Consider the following 19,841-nt stretch of genomic DNA (forward strand, 5'->3'; position numbering starts at 1 on the left):
GCGCCACGACATGTTTTAGGGGGGCTTTGCCCCCCGGCTTTGCGGCCGCCCCCCATGGTATTTGAGGTCAGAAGAAGGGTTAGCCCGGCGACATGCCGCGCAACCGTTCAGAGCGACGGCGCAGCAACTCGACGGTGGTCAGCAGGCAGATTGAGATCACAACGAGGATTGTAGCTACGGCGAGGATTGTCGGGCTGATCTGTTCGCGCAGGCCGATGAACATTTGCCAGGGTAGGGTTTTCTGGCTGGCCGATCCGACGAACAGAACCACGACCACCTCATCGAATGACGTGATGAAGGCGAACAGGCCGCCCGAGATTACACCTGGCAGGATCAGCGGCATCTGCACGCGAAAGAAAGTGGTGACCGGCCCCGCGCCCATGTTGGCTGCGGCCCGGGTGAGGGAGCGATCAAAGCCTACAAGTGTGGCTGTCACCGTGATGATCACGAAGGGGATGCCGAGGACGGCGTGGGCGAGGATGACCTTGACGTAGCCTACGAACCCCTTGTCGAGGCCCAGCGTGCCTTCCATCCAGTTGCCCAGGGACGAGTAGAAGAAAAACATGCCCGTGGCCGAGATGATCAACGGGACGATCATCGGCGAGATGAGGATGGCCATGATCGTTCCCTTGAACGGCACGTGGCTTTGGGACAGGCCAATGGCGGCGAGTGTGCCAAGCGACACCGAGATGATCGTCGCAATCGGCGCGATGATCAGCGAATTTTTCATCGCCAATTGCCATTGTGGGTTGGTAAAGAAGTCTTCGTAGTGTTTGAGCGAGTAGCCTGCGGGATCGAGCCGCAGCATTTCCGGTGTGAAGGTAAAGAAATCCTGCGCGTTGAAACTGAGCGGCATGACCACAACGATGGGCGCGATCAGGAAGAAGAAGATCAGCCCGCAGATCACCCGAAAGCTGTAATACCAGATCCGCTGACCCAGCGTGGCGTATGGTGGAAGTCCCATGTTCTTTACCCCAGCTTCACGTTGTCGATGCCCACGATCTTGTCATAGGCCCAGTAGAGGATCAGCACCGCCGCCAGCAGGATCGTCCCCAACGCTGCCGCAAGGCCCCAGTTGAGCGATGACGAGATGTGATAGGCGATCCGGTTCGAGATGAAGACGCCCTTGGTCCCGCCGACGATTTCCGGCGTGATGTAGTAGCCGATGGCGAGGATGAAGACGAGGATGCTGCCCGCCCCGATGCCCGGAATCGATTGCGGGAAATAGACACGCCAGAAGGCTGTCCAGTTTGTCGCCCCAAGCGATTTTGCCGCCCGCAGATAACTGGGCTGGATCGTCTGCATCACAGAATACATAGGCAGGATCATGAACGGCAGCAGGATGTGCGTCATCGACACGATGGTGCCGAACTGGTTGTTGATGATGATCAGACGGTTGTCATCGGCCACCAGACCGATCCAGACCAGCACGTCGTTGATCACACCTTGCTGTTGTAACATCACTTTCCACGCCGATGTGCGCACCAGAAGCGATGTCCAGAATGGCAGCAAAACGAGTATCAGCAGCAGGTTGGCCTGTCGCATCGGCAGATTGGCAAGCAGCCATGCGATGGGATAGCCCAGCAGGATGCAGGAACACATGATCAGCACGGACATCCAGATGGTCCGGCCAAACAGGGTGATGAGGATCTGCTTGTTTTCGGGCTGCCATGCCATGCCATCCGCCGTCTTTTGGGCATCTACAGCGTTCAGGAAATAGCCCCCAGTATATTTGCCAGAATGGGTCTGGATGGTCGCCCAAGGTTCGGGATTGCCCCAATCCTTGTCCACGTCTGCAAATGCGTCTGTAAAGTTCGGAACAGGCAGGTTCGCAGCCTGTGCAGCGCGCAACAGGTCGGCATGCGGGCCATCATACCCGCCGAGGTCGGCCGATTGCAGGTCAATCAGGAGGGCCGGAGCGACAGCCTCCCACGGGTCGCGGGTCGCTGGATCACGACCGTCTTGAGTGGCCACAAAAATGGCCCACGCAGTGTATTCCCGCGCGGCCAGTGGCAACAGTGCGGCCACTTCGGCGTCCGGGGCAAAGTTCACGACGCCATTGGTTTCGGTGTCGGTCAGTCTGGCGATACGGGCGCGCTGTGTCGCCATGAGGGCAGTATCAGCGCCGTCGCGCGCATTCATCAGCGCGTACCACGTTTCGCCTTCGTCCCAGGCACCGTCCAGATCTTCGAGCGGTTTGTAAGAGATGTCGGCGATGTCATCGAGCTTGCGCCCGGACTGGCGGAACAGGGATGACAGGCCAGTGGTCTCGTAGTTCAACCGCGTGCCAAGGCGCGTATGCCGCTTGGCCTCGGCTGCGACGAACATGTCAAAGAACATCGCTTGATACGTGTCTTCGGACGGAAGCGTGTCTTGATCTGCGTCCCAGCTCGCCAGCGATTCAACCGTGTAGGGCAGGGTGTTGCTGACAATCTCGTTCTCGACCGAGCGAAACAGCATTGAGGCGATGGGCACGATGAAGGTGATCAGCACGAACAGCAACAGCGGCGCGATCAGCCCGAGGGCGCGCAGTTTCTGGCGGCGCAAGGCACGGGCGAGGCTGCGTTTGAGAGGGGTGCCGTCGGCGGCCAGCATCGCTTCGGCCATGGCTCAGACTCCTTCGACCACAATGATGGTGCTGGTTGCGGAACGGTGCCGGATCTTGGCCACTTCCTGATATTCGGGATCGTTGAAGGCCGTCAAAGCAGCCTCGTATGATGGAAATTCAAAGACGACGTGCCGGTTCTGGGTTTCTCCTTCCATCACCTGCGCTTGTCCGCCGCGCACGATGGGTATGGCGCCCAAGGCCAGCAGGATCGGCGTGTCCTTTTCGATGTACTCTTTGTACGCCTCAGGATCATTCACTGTGATGTGGCCTATGATGTAACCTTTGGGCATCGACGTCTCCGCAGAGTTGGGGTGGCAAGGCGACGGTTGTGCCGCCTTGCCCGTTTTGTTGTGTTGTAAGGCGGGGTTAAACCCGCCCTACGGGCTTACTGTGCCAGCCACGCCTGGAATTTGGCGTCGATGTCGTCACGGTAATCAGCCCAGAACTCGTAGTTGTAGAGGAACGTGTTCTTGGCGTTCTCTGGATCGGTTGGCATATGTGGCGCCATATCGATGCCCAGTTCCGCGTGCTGACCGACCAGTGGCGCCGAAGAGGCACGTGCGGGGCCGTAGCTGATGTACTTGGCTTGATCCGCAAGACGCTGCGTGTCCGTGGCGAACTTGATGAAGTCCAGTGCACGGGCTTCACGCTCGGGGCTCAGACCGGTTGGGATGATCCAACCGTCAAGGTCGAACACCTGCGCGTCCCAGAGCATGCCGATGGGTTGGTTCTGCTCTTCGATTGCTGCGAACAGACGACCGTTATAGGTGGAACCCATGACGATTTCGCCATCGGCGAGCAATTGGGGCGTATCCGCACCGGCAGACCACCAGATCACATCGTCCTTGATGGTGCCCAGTTTGGCCAATGCCTGATCCTGACCTTCGGATGTGGCCAGAACGTCATAGACGTCATCCTTGGCCACGCCGTCACACAGCAGTGCCCATTCCATGTTGTTGATGGGACGCTTTTCCAGCGAACGCTTGCCGGGATAGGCGTCTGTGTCGAACACGGCGCAGACGGATGTTGGAGGTGTGTCGCCAACGAGATCGGTGCGATAGCCAAAGGTCGTCGAATAAACGATCTGAGGGATAAAGCAGTCGCTGACCAGCAAGTCACCAAAGTCGTCCGACGCGGATGTGCCATCGGGGGCCGCCGCAAGTTGTTCGTCGGCATCGATTTCCAGCGCAAGGCCTTCGTCGCACAGACGGATCGCGTCTGCGGCCACAACGTCAACGACGTCCCATGTGACGTTGCCCGCCTCGTTCATGGCGCGCAGCTTGGCCACAGCTTCGGCCGAGCTTTCGTCCCAGACGGCAGAGACGCCGGGATTGTTTTCGATGTATGGCGCGACATAGGCGTTTTGCTGGCTGGACTGGTAGGCACCGCCCCAGCTGACAAGTGTCATTTCGCTGGCCATGTGGCCATCCGCGAATGCAGTTCCCGAGGCGACGGTGAGTGCCGTCGTTGCCATAAGGGTTTTTGCGAGTTTCATTATATTACTCCCACTGTTTAAGCCCGAATTTGAGTGTGGAAGACCGAGCGTCGGGCAGCGTCCACGGTCCTCTTGTCGTGCTCAGGCGTCGAGCGCCCGGCAATCCTGTGGCATCCACCCGATGTCGATTTGTGCGCCTGGGGTCAGGCGGATCTGGTCGGGTGCGTTGCGTGTCTTGATGACGAAATCATCGCTGCCTGCCACGCGCAGCCGTGTGCGAAAGATATCTCCCATGTAGATAAATTCCAGCACTTCGGCTTTTAGCGTGTGCGCGTCCGGGTTCAGGCGGCCCTTGTCTATCTCGACCCGTTCCGGGCGGATCGACACACGGGTGCGTTGGCCCTTTTCCGTTACATTGATTGGCTTGGCGTCAATCAGGCTGCCGTCATCAAGGCGGACAAGGCAGGTGTCGCCTTTGATTTCCTCGATGCTGCCCATCAGCGTGTTATTCTCGCCGATGAACTGCGCCACAAAGCTGTTTTGCGGCTCTTCATACAAGGTGTCCGGCGGGGCGAGTTGCTGGATGCGCCCGTCGTCGAACACGGCAACTCGGTCGGACATCGTCAACGCTTCGGTCTGGTCGTGCGTGACATAGACCGTGGTGATCCCCAAATCATGGGCCAGACGCGTGATTTCGAATTGCAGCGTTTCGCGCAATTGTTTGTCGAGGGCGCCAAGGGGTTCGTCCATCAGAACAAGCTCCGGTTCGAACACAAGCGCGCGGGACAGGGCGATCCGCTGTTGCTGCCCCCCCGAAAGCTGCGCAGGGCGACGACCGGCAAAATCCTGCATCTGCACCATGCCCAGCGCGCGCATCACTTTTTCCTCGCGCTCGGATTTGCCGATCTTGCGCACCTCAAGTGGAAAGCTGAGGTTTTCGGCAACGGTCATGTGCGGAAAGAGGGCATAGTTCTGGAACACCATGCCGATCCCGCGCTTGTGCGGCGGGATGTTGTTGATCGACACACCATCAAGGCGGATGTCCCCGTGAGTGGCCGTTTCGAACCCGGCCAGCATCATCAGGCACGTTGTCTTGCCAGAGCCGGATGGCCCGAGCATCGTCAGAAACTCACCCTTTGGCATCGACAGGTTCAGATCTTTGACGACGAGGTTTTCGCCATCATAACTCTTCTGCACGCGTTCAAATTCAACAAACGCCTGGTCGGTTGCAGTATCGGCCAAGTCCGGCTCCCCGTTATGTGTCGGCGTTGTCCGCCTTTTGTCACATGTAAAACTGGACCTTTGTCTTGTTGCAACCATCAAGGTGGCAAAATGAGACGTTCGCGCGGAATCTGGTCGATTTAACTGCAATACCGGGCTCTTTTGGGCAATTGTACCGTCAGATTGAGCGGAGGACGTCATGGGAATCAGAGATTCGGCATTTGAAGTGTCGGAGTATCGCCAGCGTTTGGCGCACGTGCGGGTGGCCATGAACAAGGCGGACCTGACCTGCCTACTGATCACCGACCCGTCCAATATGTGCTGGCTCACTGGCTATGACGGGTGGTCCTTTTATGTCCATCAGGGGGTGATCGTGACCCATGACGCGGACCCGTTGTGGTGGGGTCGGGCCCAGGATGTAGCAGGCGCTGTGCGCACGGCTTGGATGGGGCCAGACCGCGCGGTCGGCTACGAAGAACACTATATCCAGACGCCGGATCGTCACCCGATGGAGGATTTGATCCATCATCTATCGGGCCGCGTTGGCGTCGAAATGGACAATTACTACTATTCGGCCAAGGCCCATGCTGTGCTGGGGCAGGCTGGGTTTGATCTGGTCGATGCAACCGGCCTTGTGAACTGGTGTCGTGCCGTCAAATCCGAGGCTGAGATTGGATTGATGCGCAAGGCGGCGCGGATATCCGAGGCGGTGGTCGACGGAATGGCTGCCCGGATTGAACCGGGTGTGCCCAAGAACATAGTGATCGCCGAAGCCTTTCGCGACGCGATCAACGGAGTGGGCGAAGCCTGGGGCGATTATCCGGCCATTGTCCCGCTTGTCCCGTCAGGTGCGGATGCGGCCGCGCCGCACCTGACATGGGATGGCCGCCCGTTTGAGCGCGGCGAGGCGACAACCATCGAAATCGCTGGATGTCACCGGCGCTATCACGTCCCTCTCTGCCGCTCGGTCTTTTTGGGCGATCCGCCGGACGAGATGAAGCGGGCCGAGGCCGCCTTGATCGAAGGGTTGGAGGACGGGCTTGACGTGGCACGCGCAGGCAACCAGACCCGCGACGTGGCCGCTGCATTGAACCGCTCCCTGAACAAGGTCGGGATCGAGCGCACGGCGCGCTGTGGGTACCCCATCGGCCTCAGCTATCCACCCGATTGGGGTGAGCGGACCATGTCATTCCGTGCAGAGGACGACACTGTCCTGCAACCCAACATGACATTCCATTTCATGCCCGGCCTTTGGATGGACGGTTGGGGCCTTGCGATCACCGAAAGCATCCGGATCACCGAAAATGGCCCGGCGGAGTGTTTCTGCGACCGCCCGCGTGAGATGATCGTCAAGCCGTGAAACTCGCGTGCCTTAAGCGGCAGGTTTCAGCATGTCCTGTTCTTTCAGTTGCGCATAGCATTCGTCGAGCGCCTTGCGCGCGCGACGCCCGAACTCTGCCACCTCTTCAGGGGTGATGATGAGGGGTGGCGAAATCACCATGCGGTCATAGACGTGGCGCATCACCAGGTTGTTGGCAAAACAGCGTTCGCGGCACATGAACCCTGCGGTCCCGGCCTCCATCGCGAATTTGGCGCGGTTTTCCTTGTCCGGCGTCAGCGCGAGGGATCCCATCATGCCCACAATGGTTGTCTCGCCCACAAGCGGATGATCGGACAGGCCATGCCACATCTCGTGCAGAGCGGGGCCAGCCACATCGCGGACATGGCCCAGCACGTCTTCTTCTTCGAGAATGCGCAGATTTTCCAGCGCGACAGCACTTGCCACCGGGTGGCCGGAATAGGTGTAGCCGTGGTTGAACTCGCCTGACCCGATAACCTCTGCCACCTCGTCACACACAACTGAACCGCCAATGGGCTGGTAGCCAGAACTGAGCCCCTTGGCGATGGTCATGATATGCGGTTTGATGCCCAACGTCTGGCTGCCAAACCAGTTGCCCGTGCGACCAAAGCCGCAGATAACCTCGTCGGCGATCAGCAAAATCTCGTACTTGTCGCAGATCCGCTGGATTTCGGGCCAATAGGTGTCGGGCGGAATGATCACGCCGCCTGCCCCCTGGATCGGTTCGGCGATAAAGGCGGCAATGCGGTCCTCGCCATGGTCCAGAATCGCCTGTTCCAGTTCTTGCGCGCGGGCCAGACCAAAGGCGTCGCGATCCATACCCGCACCTTCGGCCCACCAGTTGGGTTGGTTGATGTGATGGACGTCCGGGATCGGCAGACCGCCCTGTTCGTGCATCGGGGTCATGCCGCCCAGACTGCCCGACCCGACAGATGAGCCGTGATAGGCGTTCTTGCGGCTGATGATAATGGTTTTGGTCGGCTTGCCCTTCATCGCCCAATAGGTGCGGACCATGCGAATGTTGGTGTCATTGGCTTCGGACCCGGAGCTGGCAAAGAATACGTGATTGAGGTCACCGGGCGCCAGTTCCGCGATCTTGGAGGCCAGCGCGATCGCTGGCACATGGGTCGTCATGAAAAACGTGTTGTAGAAAGGCAATTCGCGCATTTGACGGGCTGCGACCTCTGCCATTTCCTCGCGACCGTAGCCGATGTTGACGCACCACAGACCTGCCATGCCGTCCAGAATCTCGTTCCCGTCGCTGTCGTGCAGGTACACGCCCTTGGCGCGGGTGATGATGCGCGCGCCCTTTTCGGCAAGGTCCTTGTTGGTCGTGAAGGGGTGCATGTGATGGGCTGCATCCAGCGCCTGCAGTTCGGCGGTGGGCAGGTGATTGGTGATGGCGGGCATGATTACCTCTGAGGTCAGGAACGTGCGGAGAATATGGGCATTGCGCGCGCCGTCAATGTGGCATGTGCAATCAAGCTGGACGAGTCCTGCAAAAGTTGGTTTCATGAACTTCGACCCGGCAAACGGGCGATTTAGGGGAGTTAACCATGAAGAATATGATGCTGAGCACGGCTGCTGTCGTCGCCCTGGCAGGGGCCGCGTGGGCCGAAGAAGTCCGCGTATACAACTGGTCAGACTATATCGACGAAGAATTGCTGACCAAGTTCGAGGAAGAAACCGGGCTCGAATTGATCTACGACGTGTTTGACAGCAACGAGGTTCTGGAAACCAAGATGCTGGCCGGATCGTCGGGCTACGATGTTGTGGTGCCGTCGGGGACCTTCTTGCAGCGCCAGATTGCGGCGGGTGCGTTCCAGAAGCTGGACACGTCCAAACTGCCCAACTCGGCAAATCTGTGGGACGTGGTCGAAGCGCGCACCGCGCAATACGATCCCGACAACGCTTACTCGATCAACTACATGTGGGGCACCACCGGTATCGGTGTGAACGTCGGAAAAGTACAGGAAATCCTGGGCGAAGACGCTCCGATAGGCTCGCTTGAGCTGCTGTTCAATCCTGCAAACATGGAGAAACTACAGGCCTGCGGTGTGCATTTCCTGGATGCGCCAGCCGAGATGATTCCCGCGGCCTTGAAGTTCATCGGCGAAGATCCGGACAGCCATGACCCGGACGTGATTGCCAAAGCGGAACCGGTTCTGATGGGCGTGCGACCCTATATCCAGAAGTTCCACAGCTCTGAATATATCAATGCGCTTGCCAATGGTGACATCTGTGTCGCATTCGGCTGGTCCGGCGACATTCTGCAAGCGCGCGACCGGGCGGCCGAGGCGGATAACGGTGTTGAGATCGCGTACAACGCGCCAAGCGAAGGGGCGTTGATGTGGTTCGACCAAATGGCGATTCCTGCGGATGCGCCGAACCCTGAAGGTGCGCACAAATTCCTGAACTTCATCATGGATGCGCAGAACATGGCGCAGGCGTCGAACTATGTGTACTACGCCAACGGCAACGCCGCCTCCAAGGAGTTCCTGATCGAGGATGTGATCGGTGATCCGGCGATCTACCCGGACGAGGCAACGCTGGAAAACCTCTATACCACCACGCCCTATCCTGCCCGCGTGCAGCGGACGGTGACACGGCTGTGGACCAAGGTGAAATCGGGCACCTGAGCCTGAGTGCACGGGCGCGGGGATTGCTTCCGCGCCCATATCTTTTTTGATCGGAATTCCCTTGGCAGAGACAGTTTTCGCCCCCTGGGACGACCCGGATGAGAAGCCGCTGATCCGGTTTCGCAATGTCACCAAGCGCTTTGGCGATTTCACGGCCATCGACGATCTGACTCTCGACATTTTCGCGCAGGAATTCTTTGCGCTGCTGGGCCCTTCGGGCTGTGGCAAGACGACGATGATGCGGATGCTGGCCGGATTTGAACACCCGACCTCGGGCTCCATCGAACTGGCAGGCAGCGACATTGCATCGGTGCCGCCCAACAAGCGGGCGGTGAACATGATGTTCCAGTCCTATGCGCTGTTCCCGCACCTGTCTGTATGGGACAACATCGCCTTTGGCCTGCGGCGCGAAAGCAGTGACAAGGACGCGATTGCCAAACGCGTCGAAGAGATGCTGAAGCTGACCCGGCTGGAAAAATTCGCCCGGCGCAAACCGCACCAGATTTCCGGCGGTCAACGCCAGCGGGTGGCCCTGGCCCGCTCACTGGCCAAAGCGCCGAAACTATTGCTGCTGGATGAACCGCTGGGGGCGCTCGATGCAAAGCTGCGTGAGGCCACGCAGTTCGAGTTGATGGATATTCAGGAAAAGACCGGCACGACCTTTGTCATCGTCACCCACGATCAGGAAGAGGCGATGACCGTCGCCAGCCGCATCGCCGTGATGGACGAGGGGCGGATCATGCAGGTGGCCACGCCCGACCGGATCTACGAGGCACCGGAGTCGGTCTACGTGGCCGACTTTATCGGTGACGTGAATATCATAGAAGGTCAGGTCAAAGCCGCGAGTGACGGCCTGTTCCAACTGAGTTTTGCGGACGGGCAACCACCTGTGCTTGCCGCATCCGAGACGCCCTTTTACGACGGTCAAAACGCTCATCTCGCTGTCCGGCCGGAAAAGGTTTCCATCCATACGGAACAACCGGACGCCTCTGACAACCTGTTGCAGGGCAAGGTGCTGGACATCGCCTATCTGGGCAATCTGTCGACCTATCATGTCGAACTGCCAGGCGGGCAGGTGATCAAAGCGCAAACCGCCAACACACGCCGATTGTCGCGCCGGTCGATCACATGGGAAGACCCGGTGTGGATCAGCTGGACCAAAACCGCCGGGGTGCTTTTGGACAGATGAGACGCGTCATTCTCATAGCGGTGCCCTATCTGTGGCTTTTGGCACTGTTCCTGATCCCCTTTGCCGTCGTGTTCAAGATTTCCCTGTCCGATATCGCGCTGGCGATTCCGCCTTACACGCCAACAGCCAAGGACGGCCTCTGGACGATGCTGAGCGGGTTGGATTTCGAGAACTTCGTCTTTCTGACCGAGGATGATCTCTATTGGAAAGCCTACCTCAGCTCGCTCCAGATCGCTTTTTTCTCGACCTTTCTAACGTTATGCGTCGGATACCCGATGGCCTATGCGATGGCGCGCGCGCCCGAGCAGTGGCGCGCCACATTGCTGATGCTGGTGATCCTGCCGTTCTGGACCTCGTTCCTGATCCGCGTCTATGCGTGGGTCGGCATCCTGTCGGGCGAAGGGTTTTTGAACCAATTCCTGCTGTGGATCGGTGTGATCTCAGCGCCGCTGACGATCCTCAACACGAACACTGCCGTCTATATCGGCATCGTCTACACCTATCTGCCATTCATGATCCTGCCGATCTATTCGGCCCTTGATCGCCTTGACGGCTCGCTGATCGAGGCAGCCGAAGACCTAGGCTGTTCGCGGCTGAAAGCGTTCTGGCTGGTCACGATTCCGCTGTCCAAAAACGGCATCATCGCGGGCTGTTTCCTTGTGTTCATCCCAGCCTTGGGTGAATTTGTGATTCCCTCGTTGCTCGGAGGGTCCGGCACGCTGATGATCGGTAAGGTATTGTTTGAAGAGTTCTTTTCCAACCGCGACTGGCCGGTGGCGTCCGCGGTGGCGGTCATTCTGCTGCTGATCCTGATCATCCCGATTGTGCTGTTCCAGCGTAACGAACAGCGACAGGCTGAGGCAGGCAAATGACGCGGCTTAGTCCCTTCAACGTTGTGTCGCTGACCTTTGGGTTCGTGTTCCTGTATCTGCCGATGCTGATCCTCGTGATCTACAGTTTCAACGCCTCAAAGCTGGTGACTGTCTGGGCCGGATTCTCAACCAAATGGTACGGAGAATTGCTGTCCAATGACGCGTTTCTGGACGCGGCCTGGGTGACGCTCCGTGTCGCCGTCATCTCGTCGACCTTCGCCACCGTTCTGGGCACGATGGCCGCTTATGTGCTGGTGCGGGGTGGGCGATTCTACGGGCGCACACTGTTTTCCGGTATGATATATGCACCGCTTGTCATGCCCGAAGTGATCACTGGCCTGTCGCTGCTTTTGCTGTTTATCGGCATCGGCATGGATCGGGGTGTGCTGACCATCGTTCTGGCTCACACGACCTTTTCGATGTGTTTCGTATCTGTTGTCGTATCGTCCCGTTTGATGACTTTTGATCAGTCATTGGAAGAGGCGGCACTCGATCTTGGCGCGTCTCCTTTCGAGGCATTCCGCTTGATCACATTGCCGATTATCGCACCGGCGGTGATCTCGGGGTGGTTACTTGCTTTCACGCTCAGCCTCGATGATCTGGTGATCGCGTCCTTCACTTCGGGCCCGTCCGCAACGACCTTGCCGATGAAGATCTGGTCTTCTGTGCGCCTCGGGGTCAGCCCCGAAATCAATGCGCTCAGCACGATCCTGATCGGTCTGGTGACCATTGGGGTTATTGCGGCGTCCATCGCCAGCAAGCAATCCGCATTGCGGGCCAAGCGTGACGAGCAGGCCGCAGCGCGAGCGCAATGACCCGCATCTTTTCGGACTATGCCTATGGCGACGGACCGCGGTCCGGATGCTGGTGGGACAATACGGTCGAAATTGCGCAAAACCCGGTGCTGCAGGGGGACATATCTTGCGACGTTGTGATCATCGGCGCCGGGTTCACGGGCCTGTCCGCGGCGTACCATCTGGCCCGTGCCGGTGCCTCGGTTGTTGTGGTCGACGCAAACTCAGTTGGCTGGGGCGCGTCAGGGCGCAACGGTGGTTTTTGCTGTTTGGGTGGGGGCAAGGCGTCGGATGCAGCACTGGATCGCCGGGTTGGTCGCGATGCGCGTCTGGAATGGCGAGCTGCTGAAAAAGCAGCCGTCGAACTGGTGGAGTCGCTGGTGTCCGAACTGGATTTGGATGTCGATCGTCATTCTGCGGGCGAAACCTGTCTGGCGCATCGGCCAAGGGACGCGCGAGGGTTTGCTGCTGAGGCGGAGAGCATAGTTGAGAATTATGGCGTCGCGCCGGAAGTTCTAACCCGCGCGCAGCTGTCATCCGCTGGTATGTCCGGGCCCTTTCACGGCGCCATGACCGTTCCGGTCGGTTTTGGGCTCAATCCGCGGAAACTTTTGGCGGGTCTTTACGCAGCGGCACGGTCGGGTGGGGCCAGGTTCTTTGATCAGAGCTCGGTTACTGAATTAGACAAACGGGGTGTTTCGACAGCTATGGGTCGCGTCGCGGCCGAGCGCGTGATTCTCGCCACCAATGGTTATTCCAGCGAAGATGTCCCGTCGTGGATGGCCGGGCGCTACATGCCCGCGCAGTCTACGGTGATCGTGACCCGGCCACTGAGCGATAAGGAAATGTCCGCACAAGGATGGACGAGCGATCAAATGGCCTATGACAGCCGGCATCTGCTCCATTACTTTCGGCTGATGCCGGATCGCCGGTTTTTATTTGGCATGCGCGGGGGCGTTTTGTCATCAGCCCGGGCCGAGGCACGGTCTCGCGCGCGTGTCACAAAGGACTTCCGCAAGATGTTTCCAGCGTGGGCGCAGGTTGATATTCCCTATTCATGGTCGGGCATGGTGTGCCTTGCGCGCGGAATGGCGCCTTTTGCTGGACCAATTGCGGATGCGCCTGGCGTTCTTGCCGGTTTTGCCTATCACGGCAATGGGGTCGCCATGGGGACCTATACCGGCAAGCTCTTGGCGACGTTGGCACTGGGTGATACGCCAGATCTTTACCCACGGGTCATGCAGGATCCGGCCTGTCCCTTCCCGTTTGGAGCACTGCGTCGCGCGATCATGCCGCCGCTCTACGCCGCATATCAAATCGATGACCTGAGACCCTAGGCCGGTTCACGCAAGCCAAGTACATTAGCGGCGTCGATCAGGTATCCGCTGCCCAAAACCAGCAATGTCGATCCATTGTCCACGCGGGCCTCGGTCACACGGGTGTAGGCCAAGGCAGGTTCTGTCAGGAGAACCTCACCGTTGGACTTGCTTTCGATCTGAAAGCTATATTCGCCGTGCGCAAAGGATGATCCATCCGCTTTGCGCCCATCCCAGAGATAAGGTTCGGCCCCCAAAGGCATCGCTTGCCTTTGCACCTCGGTGCCTTGTGCGTTTGTCACAATCAGCGTCACTTCGTCTGCGGTGATCGGCGGGTTGGGCGCAATTGTGACAGGCGTTCCCTCAAACTTGGCGGGCCCCTGCACCAACGCCTCCATCCCGATCCAGTTGGCGGCGCTGGCCATGTCGTTTGCACCAAGGGCCGACAAAATCTGTTCCATCAGATCGTTGGTTGTGACCTGTTGTTCGACCATCGAGAACTGTGCGAGTTGCGAGGCATATTCCGAAGAATCAATGGGTTCCAGCGGGTCCTGATACTCGGCCTGGGCCGTCAGCATTTGCAGAAAAACTTCGAAATCTGAACTTAACACTGCGCTGCTGGGCGCAATGGCGGCTGTAGCGGTGGCCGCTGCGGCGGGCGTGGGAAGAATATCCATATCTGTCAAAGCCTCATGTCTATGCCGTCAGGCGCAATCGCCAGATGGGGCGTTGTTTCAGTCGCACTCAGGGGTGCATCGGGCACTATAGTCTGAACTGCGCTGTGTTCGTTCTGATCTTGTTGATGATGTGCTGAACCGTCGCTTGCCTGATCGCTGTGACCAAAGGAAAAGGAGATGTTTTCGTAGCCCAGCTCCGCGAGGGACTTGGTGAGGTCATCGATATTGCGGCGCATCAGTTCGAGCGTATCAGGCCGATCTGCAAGGATATTCATCGTGACCCCCGCATCTGATGGGCTAAGGATCATCCGCACGCGGCCCAGTTCGACCGGATTGAGCGCGATCTCAACCGATTTATCGGTACTTTTTCGCATCGCATCGACGATTTGCTGTGACACGCTTGCTGCCAGTTCAGTGCGTGGTGCCGCCGCTGCAGCGGCGGTACCTGGTGTGGTTGCACTTGAACGAACATCCCAAACAGCTTCGTGCGGAACGTCACCTTGATGTAGTTGCGGGGTGAATTCGGTTGTAATGAATGACGGTGAAACTGCGCGAGCATCTTTCGATGGTACAGTATTGGCCAGACCGTGTGTGAGTTGCCGACCAAGACCCGGGATGACCGGGGTTGGCGGCGATGTCATCATATTCGCAGTGGTAGTGCGCATGTCCGCCTCAGACCAAACGGCGGCCCTGATGTCCTTGTGCGCAACCGATGCGTCGGCGTGTTGAGGCACCAGCCGCACAGCGTGGCCACCCAAATGACGCTCGACCAATGTCATTGATGGATGAATTGACGTATTCGGCGTTGCCGTCACTTCCTGGGTGATTTTCGCCAGACCGCTGGCAGGTGTCGGAATCACTTTTGTCTCGTGACACGTCACGAGCGCCGAATTTGGGGCCTGCGAAATCGATACGGCCATGCCGGTCGAAGGAATGGATTGAGAACGGACACCAGACAACGTCTCAGCCACTGGCGGGGTTATTTTGTCGCCGGACTGTTGCACAGCTTTGATGCTTTTTTCCACGGCTTGCAGAACCGGGGCTTTGTCACTGTTGGCGCCTCCAGGATTTCGCACTGTTTCAGTTCCCTGATGGGTGTTGTGCTGCAGGCTATTCGCCGTGCGCATCGTGTGCCCTGGAATGGTGCCGGATTGGTCACCCATATGATGGCCTGTGCTGCTATCCGAGACTGACCGACGCGCATCAATTGCAGTGCTGACGTTGCTTGCCCCGCTGCTCCGATCGGCCAACACGCCAGCAGGAGGCGCCAGCTCCGAAAGCGACCCCGCTCGAACCGGTGTCTCGACTCTTGAAGCGTTGGTCCCCTTCTCAAAGTTTGTTGCTTGGCGCTCGTTCTCAAATCCTTTTGCCGCGGCGTTGGTGATTAATTCAGGCTTGGCAGCAGTACCTTGACCCTTCGCAGGCGCTGGTGTTGCAGCATCACCCGTTACAATGGTGTCAGCGTTTTGGACAGAATGTGTTTGCGTCTCGGCCTGCTCAGCCTCGGTCAGGACACTATGGTTCGCCTTCGATTCGGCAGATACCGTTGGGGGCTCAGTTGGATCTGACGCCTTGAATACGACTGCAAACCCTTCATCTGGCGAAGTCTGTTCAGACGGGGTCTGACCTATGTCTGTCTTGGAGGACAGTTTCGACAAGACATTCATGTCCATGGGCGTCTCCGGGATTTCTTCCACTTGGGTCGTACTATGCGCAGTGATGGTTACCGGTTCTTTACCGCTTGCTGGGCATGCTGGAAAAAATCGATCCAATTGAAAGGAAGTCGACATGCAGTTGACCCCGATAGATACCAGTGCACCGGCCAAAACCGATCAGCGTGACATGGCACTGCGCGCGGCCGCGCAAAAACTGGAGGCTACGTTTCTGGCAGAAATGCTGAAATCCGCGGGCATGGGGGAAACCCGCGATGCTTTTGGCGGAGGAACGGAGGAGGATCAGTTTTCTTCATTTCTGGTTCAGGCACAGGCTGAAAAGATGGTCGAAGCGGGCGGACTTGGTCTGGCCGAAGCTCTTTTTGAGGCATTGAAGGAGCGCCAGGTCGATGGATGAAGAGATACAGGCCGCCATGGATGCTCTCGAAGATCTGCTGGATGCGGAAAGGGCGGCCTTGCTGGTGGGCAAGCTGGATGACGTGTCGCGCTTGCATGCTCAAAAAGAAGGTTTGATTGCGGCCCTGACCGATCATGCGAGTGAGAACCGGGCTGCGTTCGAAACCCTTTATCACAAGGTTGAGCGCAATCAGGCGCTTCTGGACAGTGCCCTGCATGGCATTCGATCAGTCGCGCGGCGCTTGTCGGCGATCCGGCAGGTGCGCAAGTCGCTGGACACCTACGATTCTCTGGGTCGGAAGAAAACGGTCGATGTGCGTCCGGGCGGATCGCTGGAAAAGCGTGCTTGAACGAGATTGAGTCAAATCCGAGTCATTTGGCGCGGTCTGGTTAGGGTTACATTAGCTAAATCGACGGCATGGTCCCGGAGCACTCGAAGCGGGTGGCGCACTACCCCGAGTGGGGGGCTGCACTTGTCAGAACGGCATTTGGATCGACCCAGGCGGGTCCGATTATAACCCTAGGCGCAAAGCGCCGTGACAAAAGGACATATACATGTCGAGCATTCTTACAAACAACGGCGCAATGGTTGCGCTGCAAACACTGAAGTCGATCAACAAAAACCTCGCAATGACACAAAGCGAGATTTCGACGGGTAAATCTGTTGCAAGCGCCAAGGACAACTCTGCCGTCTGGGCCATTTCGAAGGTCATGGAATCGGACGTCAAAGGCTTTAAGGCAGTTTCCGAGAGCCTCGCACTGGGCAACAGTACTGTTGCTGTGGCTGCCAACGCGTCGGAAACTATCACTGACCTGCTGAATGACGTCAAAGGCCGCATCGTTGCGGCTCAGGAAGAAAACGTCGACCGCGACTCTATCCAACAGGACATCACGGCCCTCACCGAACAGATTGGTTCGGTTGTTGCCGCTGCACAGTTCAACGGTTTGAACCTGATTGACGGCACCAGCACCGACAACGTGCAAATTCTGTCATCGCTTAACCGCGACAGCAGTGGTGGTGTGACCGCAGGTCAGATTGACGTCGTGCGTCAAAACCTGTCCACAACCACTCCGGTCACCGCGCAAGCCTTTGGCGCTGGTGTGTCCACACAGCCGCTCGCCAACGAAGCGGTTCAGGTGGGCGCTGCCAACACAGGTTTTGCCGCGGCAGCCACTGATCCCGTTTCTTCTGTCACGGTAACCGGTGGTGGCAGCACCACGGTTTCCTTTGGTGCCGTTTCGGCTGGCAACAGCTACCAACTGACACTGGATGGCCTGTCGATCAACACCGCGGATGGTAGCTCGGCCGTTGGTCGTCGCGACTTTCAGTTTGTGGCAAGTGCCGAAGATGGCCAAGCCGATGTCATCAATGGACTGGCCAATCAGTTGAGCGCCTTCTTTGGGGCGGCAACCAACTCGGCGGATGGTTATGCAGTCTCCGTTGATATCTCTGCCGGTACGCTGACATTCACGACGGGTGCAACAGCGGGCGACGTGGACGTTGGTGCTGTCTTCCAAAATGGTGGTACGCCGGGATCCACTGCGTCCTCCGGCGGTCTGGGCGCATTGGCGAACATTGATGTGACCACCGATGCGACGTCGGCATTGACGGCGATCGACGCTCTGATCGGGCAATCGATCAGCGCGGCTGCGGCCTTTGGTACCGTGCAAAACCGGATCGAAACACAGTCCGAGTTTGTCAGCAATCTGACCGACTCGTTCAAATCCGGCATCGGTTCGTTGGTGGATGCGAACATGGAAGAAGTCTCGGCGCGACTGCAGGCATTGCAAACGCAGCAGCAGCTTGGTGTGCAGTCCCTTTCGATTGCGAACCAGGCGCCGCAGGCCATCTTGTCGCTGTTCCGTTAAGACAAATAGACGAGGCGCTGACAATCGGCGCCTCGTCACCTACCAACCTCAATACATTTAGGTGATAGTGTGAGTGCGACTACCCAAGCATTGCGTGGCTACGCAAATAATGCTGCGTCAACGCGCAGTGATCGTCGCGCTGAATACGAGGTCATCGCGCGTGTGACTCATGAATTGCGTGACCGTGCCGTCAAGAAAAAATCTCATTTTCCGGCTTTTGTCCAAGCGTTGCATAACAACCAGCGGCTTTGGACTGCGTTGGTTGTGGATGTTGTCGATCCCGAAAATCCGCTTCCAAAGGAATTGAAGGCGCGTATCGTCTATCTCGCCGAATTTACCGATCACCACACGCGGCAAGTTCTGCAAAAGAAAGCGTCCATTTTGCCACTCTTGGAAATCAACATGGCGGTCTTGCGGGGCCTCAAAAAAGAAGGGCCAGTATCATGAGCGGTCTCATCCTCAAGCTTAGCCCAAAAGAGAGAATCCTAATAAACGGAGCCGTTATTGAAAACGGTGATCGTCGCAGTCGACTGGCGGTCATGACCCCTGATGTACATATTCTGCGCCTCCGCGACGCCATACATCCCGAAGATGCAAAGACGCCTGTGCGCCGCGTTTGTTATGCTGTGCAATTGGTGTTGTCGGGCGATACCGACAAGGACAGCGCGCGCAAACAATTGTTGCGTGGAGTAGAGGAGCTCAGTCAGGTATTTGTCGACGATGATAGTCGAAAGCATCTCGACATAGCATCCTCCGCCCTTGTTGCAGATGACCACTATCGTTGTCTCAAGGCATTGCGTGCGCTGTTGCCGCGCGAAGAGCGTCTACTCGCAGCCGGAAGCTAAGCGCCATGTATCAACCAGTCATCGTTTCATCCGGCCTGGTCGGATGGCAGTTTCTCCAACGGACATACGATCAACAGTTTTCCGCGTTCAGTCAATCAGCAGAATTGAAGCGCGACACGGATTACTTCGCCGAGAACATCGGTAATGTGCGCTCCGCTGAAGAGTTGGTGTCTGATCGACGTTTGTTGACGGTTGCGCTGGGCGCATTTGGGCTGCAGGACGACATCAACAATCGGTTTTTCATTGAAAAAATGCTGAGTGACGGCACAACGGCCAATGATGCGCTCGCCAATCGGTTTACCGACTCCAGATACCGCGATTTCTCGGCTGCTTTTGGCCTTGGGCCGGGCGAAATTCCAGGCGCTTTGCGGTCCGGATTTGCCGACGAGATCATCGCAAAATTCCAAGCGAGCAGTTTCGAAATCGCAACCGGAAACCAAGACGATACAATGAGGGTTGCTCTCTACGCTGAACGTGTTTTGGCGGACGTTGTCAGTGGCGACGGAAGCAGCGCTTCGAAGTGGTTCTCAATAATGGGTCAACCGCCATTGAGAAACCTGTTCGAAACCGCATTTGGTCTCCCCGATGCATTTGGTCAGGCCGACATCGATTTTCAGTTGGGGGTTTTCCAGGATCGGGCGTCCCGTCTGTTTGGCATAACCGATCCTTCCCAGATTGCTGAGCCAGAAATACTGGATCGAGTGGTGAGCTCATTCTTGGCAAGATCCCAACTCGAAGCTGGTGGCGCCGGTTCGTCATCTGCAGCGATTGCACTGACGTTGCTGCAGTCATGAGCTAGGCCGTCGACCGAATCCCTTTAGGAAATATGGTCCCCAATAAGAAACGGTCCGAGTGCGTTATCGAATGATCGCGGAAACAGCGGAGCGGTGTGCGTTTCGTGTCCGACAACCGTGGGTAGTTTGGAATCTGTCTTCAGAAACTTTCGG

Annotated in this window: 19 protein-coding genes and 1 pseudogene; 12 read left to right on the forward strand and 8 right to left on the reverse strand. The window is 57.8% G+C overall.

Going from position 1 to position 19,841, the window contains the following annotated elements:
• Positions 1-79: 79 nt before the first annotated feature.
• The 5 genes and pseudogenes from Q1A89_RS12975 to Q1A89_RS12995 form a co-directional block, all read right to left on the reverse strand.
• Positions 80-958 (reverse strand): annotated as a pseudogene (locus Q1A89_RS12975) (ABC transporter permease); the annotation flags it as partial.
• Positions 959-969: 11 nt separating this feature from the next.
• A complete protein-coding gene (locus tag Q1A89_RS12980) occupies positions 970-2,607 on the reverse strand; it encodes an ABC transporter permease (RefSeq protein ID WP_299728625.1) in 1,638 nt (545 codons plus the stop codon).
• 3 nt (positions 2,608-2,610) lie between these two features.
• On the reverse strand, positions 2,611-2,898 hold the full coding sequence (locus Q1A89_RS12985) for a DUF1330 domain-containing protein (protein WP_299728628.1): 288 nt from the start codon (positions 2,896-2,898) through the stop codon (positions 2,611-2,613).
• Between the two features lie 95 nt (positions 2,899-2,993).
• Complete coding sequence (locus Q1A89_RS12990) at positions 2,994-4,103, reverse strand: extracellular solute-binding protein (protein ID WP_299728631.1); 1,110 nt, start codon at positions 4,101-4,103, stop codon at positions 2,994-2,996.
• Positions 4,104-4,184: 81 nt separating this feature from the next.
• A complete protein-coding gene (locus tag Q1A89_RS12995) occupies positions 4,185-5,285 on the reverse strand; it encodes an ABC transporter ATP-binding protein (RefSeq protein ID WP_299728634.1) in 1,101 nt (366 codons plus the stop codon).
• A 178-nt stretch (positions 5,286-5,463) separates the two neighbouring features.
• Between Q1A89_RS12995 and Q1A89_RS13000 the strand changes: the two genes are divergently transcribed.
• On the forward strand, positions 5,464-6,624 hold the full coding sequence (locus Q1A89_RS13000) for a M24 family metallopeptidase (protein WP_299728637.1): 1,161 nt from the start codon (positions 5,464-5,466) through the stop codon (positions 6,622-6,624).
• Positions 6,625-6,636: 12 nt separating this feature from the next.
• Here the strand turns inward: Q1A89_RS13000 and Q1A89_RS13005 are convergent, their stop codons facing one another.
• Positions 6,637-8,034 (reverse strand): aspartate aminotransferase family protein, encoded by a 1,398-nt coding sequence (locus Q1A89_RS13005; protein WP_299729170.1) that lies wholly within the window; start codon positions 8,032-8,034, stop codon positions 6,637-6,639.
• Between the two features lie 146 nt (positions 8,035-8,180).
• On the opposite strand from Q1A89_RS13005, the gene Q1A89_RS13010 reads away from it, so the two are divergent.
• From Q1A89_RS13010 to Q1A89_RS13030, 5 genes are all read left to right on the forward strand, one after another.
• Positions 8,181-9,263: a polyamine ABC transporter substrate-binding protein gene (locus tag Q1A89_RS13010; RefSeq protein WP_299728640.1), complete on the forward strand. Its 1,083-nt coding sequence runs from the start codon at positions 8,181-8,183 to the stop codon at positions 9,261-9,263.
• A 61-nt stretch (positions 9,264-9,324) separates the two neighbouring features.
• Positions 9,325-10,452: an ABC transporter ATP-binding protein gene (locus Q1A89_RS13015; protein ID WP_299728643.1), complete on the forward strand. Its 1,128-nt coding sequence runs from the start codon at positions 9,325-9,327 to the stop codon at positions 10,450-10,452.
• The gene (locus Q1A89_RS13020) at positions 10,449-11,324 is read left to right on the forward strand and encodes an ABC transporter permease subunit (RefSeq protein ID WP_299728646.1); all 876 of its coding nucleotides are present in this window, start codon (positions 10,449-10,451) and stop codon (positions 11,322-11,324) included. The genes Q1A89_RS13015 and Q1A89_RS13020 overlap by 4 nt, the downstream gene beginning before the upstream one ends.
• The gene (locus Q1A89_RS13025; protein WP_299728649.1) at positions 11,321-12,139 is read left to right on the forward strand and encodes an ABC transporter permease subunit; all 819 of its coding nucleotides are present in this window, start codon (positions 11,321-11,323) and stop codon (positions 12,137-12,139) included. The genes Q1A89_RS13020 and Q1A89_RS13025 overlap by 4 nt, the downstream gene beginning before the upstream one ends.
• On the forward strand, positions 12,136-13,455 hold the full coding sequence (locus Q1A89_RS13030) for an FAD-binding oxidoreductase (RefSeq protein ID WP_299728652.1): 1,320 nt from the start codon (positions 12,136-12,138) through the stop codon (positions 13,453-13,455). Before Q1A89_RS13025 ends, Q1A89_RS13030 begins: the two co-directional genes overlap by 4 nt.
• Here the strand turns inward: Q1A89_RS13030 and Q1A89_RS13035 are convergent.
• Positions 13,452-14,111: a flagellar hook capping FlgD N-terminal domain-containing protein gene (locus tag Q1A89_RS13035; RefSeq protein WP_299728655.1), complete on the reverse strand. Its 660-nt coding sequence runs from the start codon at positions 14,109-14,111 to the stop codon at positions 13,452-13,454. The genes Q1A89_RS13030 and Q1A89_RS13035 overlap by 4 nt on opposite strands.
• A 5-nt stretch (positions 14,112-14,116) precedes the next feature.
• On the reverse strand, positions 14,117-15,901 hold the full coding sequence (locus Q1A89_RS13040) for a flagellar hook-length control protein FliK (protein ID WP_299728658.1): 1,785 nt from the start codon (positions 15,899-15,901) through the stop codon (positions 14,117-14,119).
• Between Q1A89_RS13040 and Q1A89_RS13045 the strand changes: the two genes are divergently transcribed.
• The 6 genes from Q1A89_RS13045 (at position 15,900) to Q1A89_RS13070 (ending at position 19,688) form a co-directional block, all read left to right on the forward strand.
• The gene (locus Q1A89_RS13045; RefSeq protein WP_299728715.1) at positions 15,900-16,181 is read left to right on the forward strand and encodes a rod-binding protein; all 282 of its coding nucleotides are present in this window, start codon (positions 15,900-15,902) and stop codon (positions 16,179-16,181) included. The two genes, Q1A89_RS13040 and Q1A89_RS13045, sit on opposite strands and share 2 nt — an antisense overlap.
• Positions 16,174-16,530 carry a hypothetical protein gene (locus Q1A89_RS13050; protein WP_299728718.1) on the forward strand — a complete coding sequence of 119 codons (357 nt, stop codon included), beginning with the start codon at positions 16,174-16,176 and terminating at the stop codon, positions 16,528-16,530. Before Q1A89_RS13045 ends, Q1A89_RS13050 begins: the two co-directional genes overlap by 8 nt.
• A 205-nt stretch (positions 16,531-16,735) precedes the next feature.
• Complete coding sequence (locus tag Q1A89_RS13055; protein ID WP_299728721.1) at positions 16,736-18,049, forward strand: flagellin; 1,314 nt, start codon at positions 16,736-16,738, stop codon at positions 18,047-18,049.
• A 69-nt stretch (positions 18,050-18,118) separates the two neighbouring features.
• Positions 18,119-18,496, forward strand: a complete 378-nt coding sequence (flaF, locus tag Q1A89_RS13060; protein WP_299728724.1) for a flagellar biosynthesis regulator FlaF — start codon at positions 18,119-18,121, stop codon at positions 18,494-18,496.
• Positions 18,493-18,894, forward strand: a complete 402-nt coding sequence (gene flbT / locus Q1A89_RS13065; RefSeq protein ID WP_299728727.1) for a flagellar biosynthesis repressor FlbT — start codon at positions 18,493-18,495, stop codon at positions 18,892-18,894. The genes flaF and flbT overlap by 4 nt, the downstream gene beginning before the upstream one ends.
• Positions 18,895-18,899: 5 nt before the next feature.
• Entirely contained in the window at positions 18,900-19,688 is a 789-nt protein-coding gene (locus Q1A89_RS13070; RefSeq protein ID WP_299728730.1) for a DUF1217 domain-containing protein, read from the forward strand.
• Positions 19,689-19,841: the final 153 nt, after the last annotated feature.

It is taken from the genome of uncultured Tateyamaria sp. (assembly GCF_947503045.1).
Taxonomy (GTDB): Bacteria; Pseudomonadota; Alphaproteobacteria; order Rhodobacterales; family Rhodobacteraceae; genus Tateyamaria.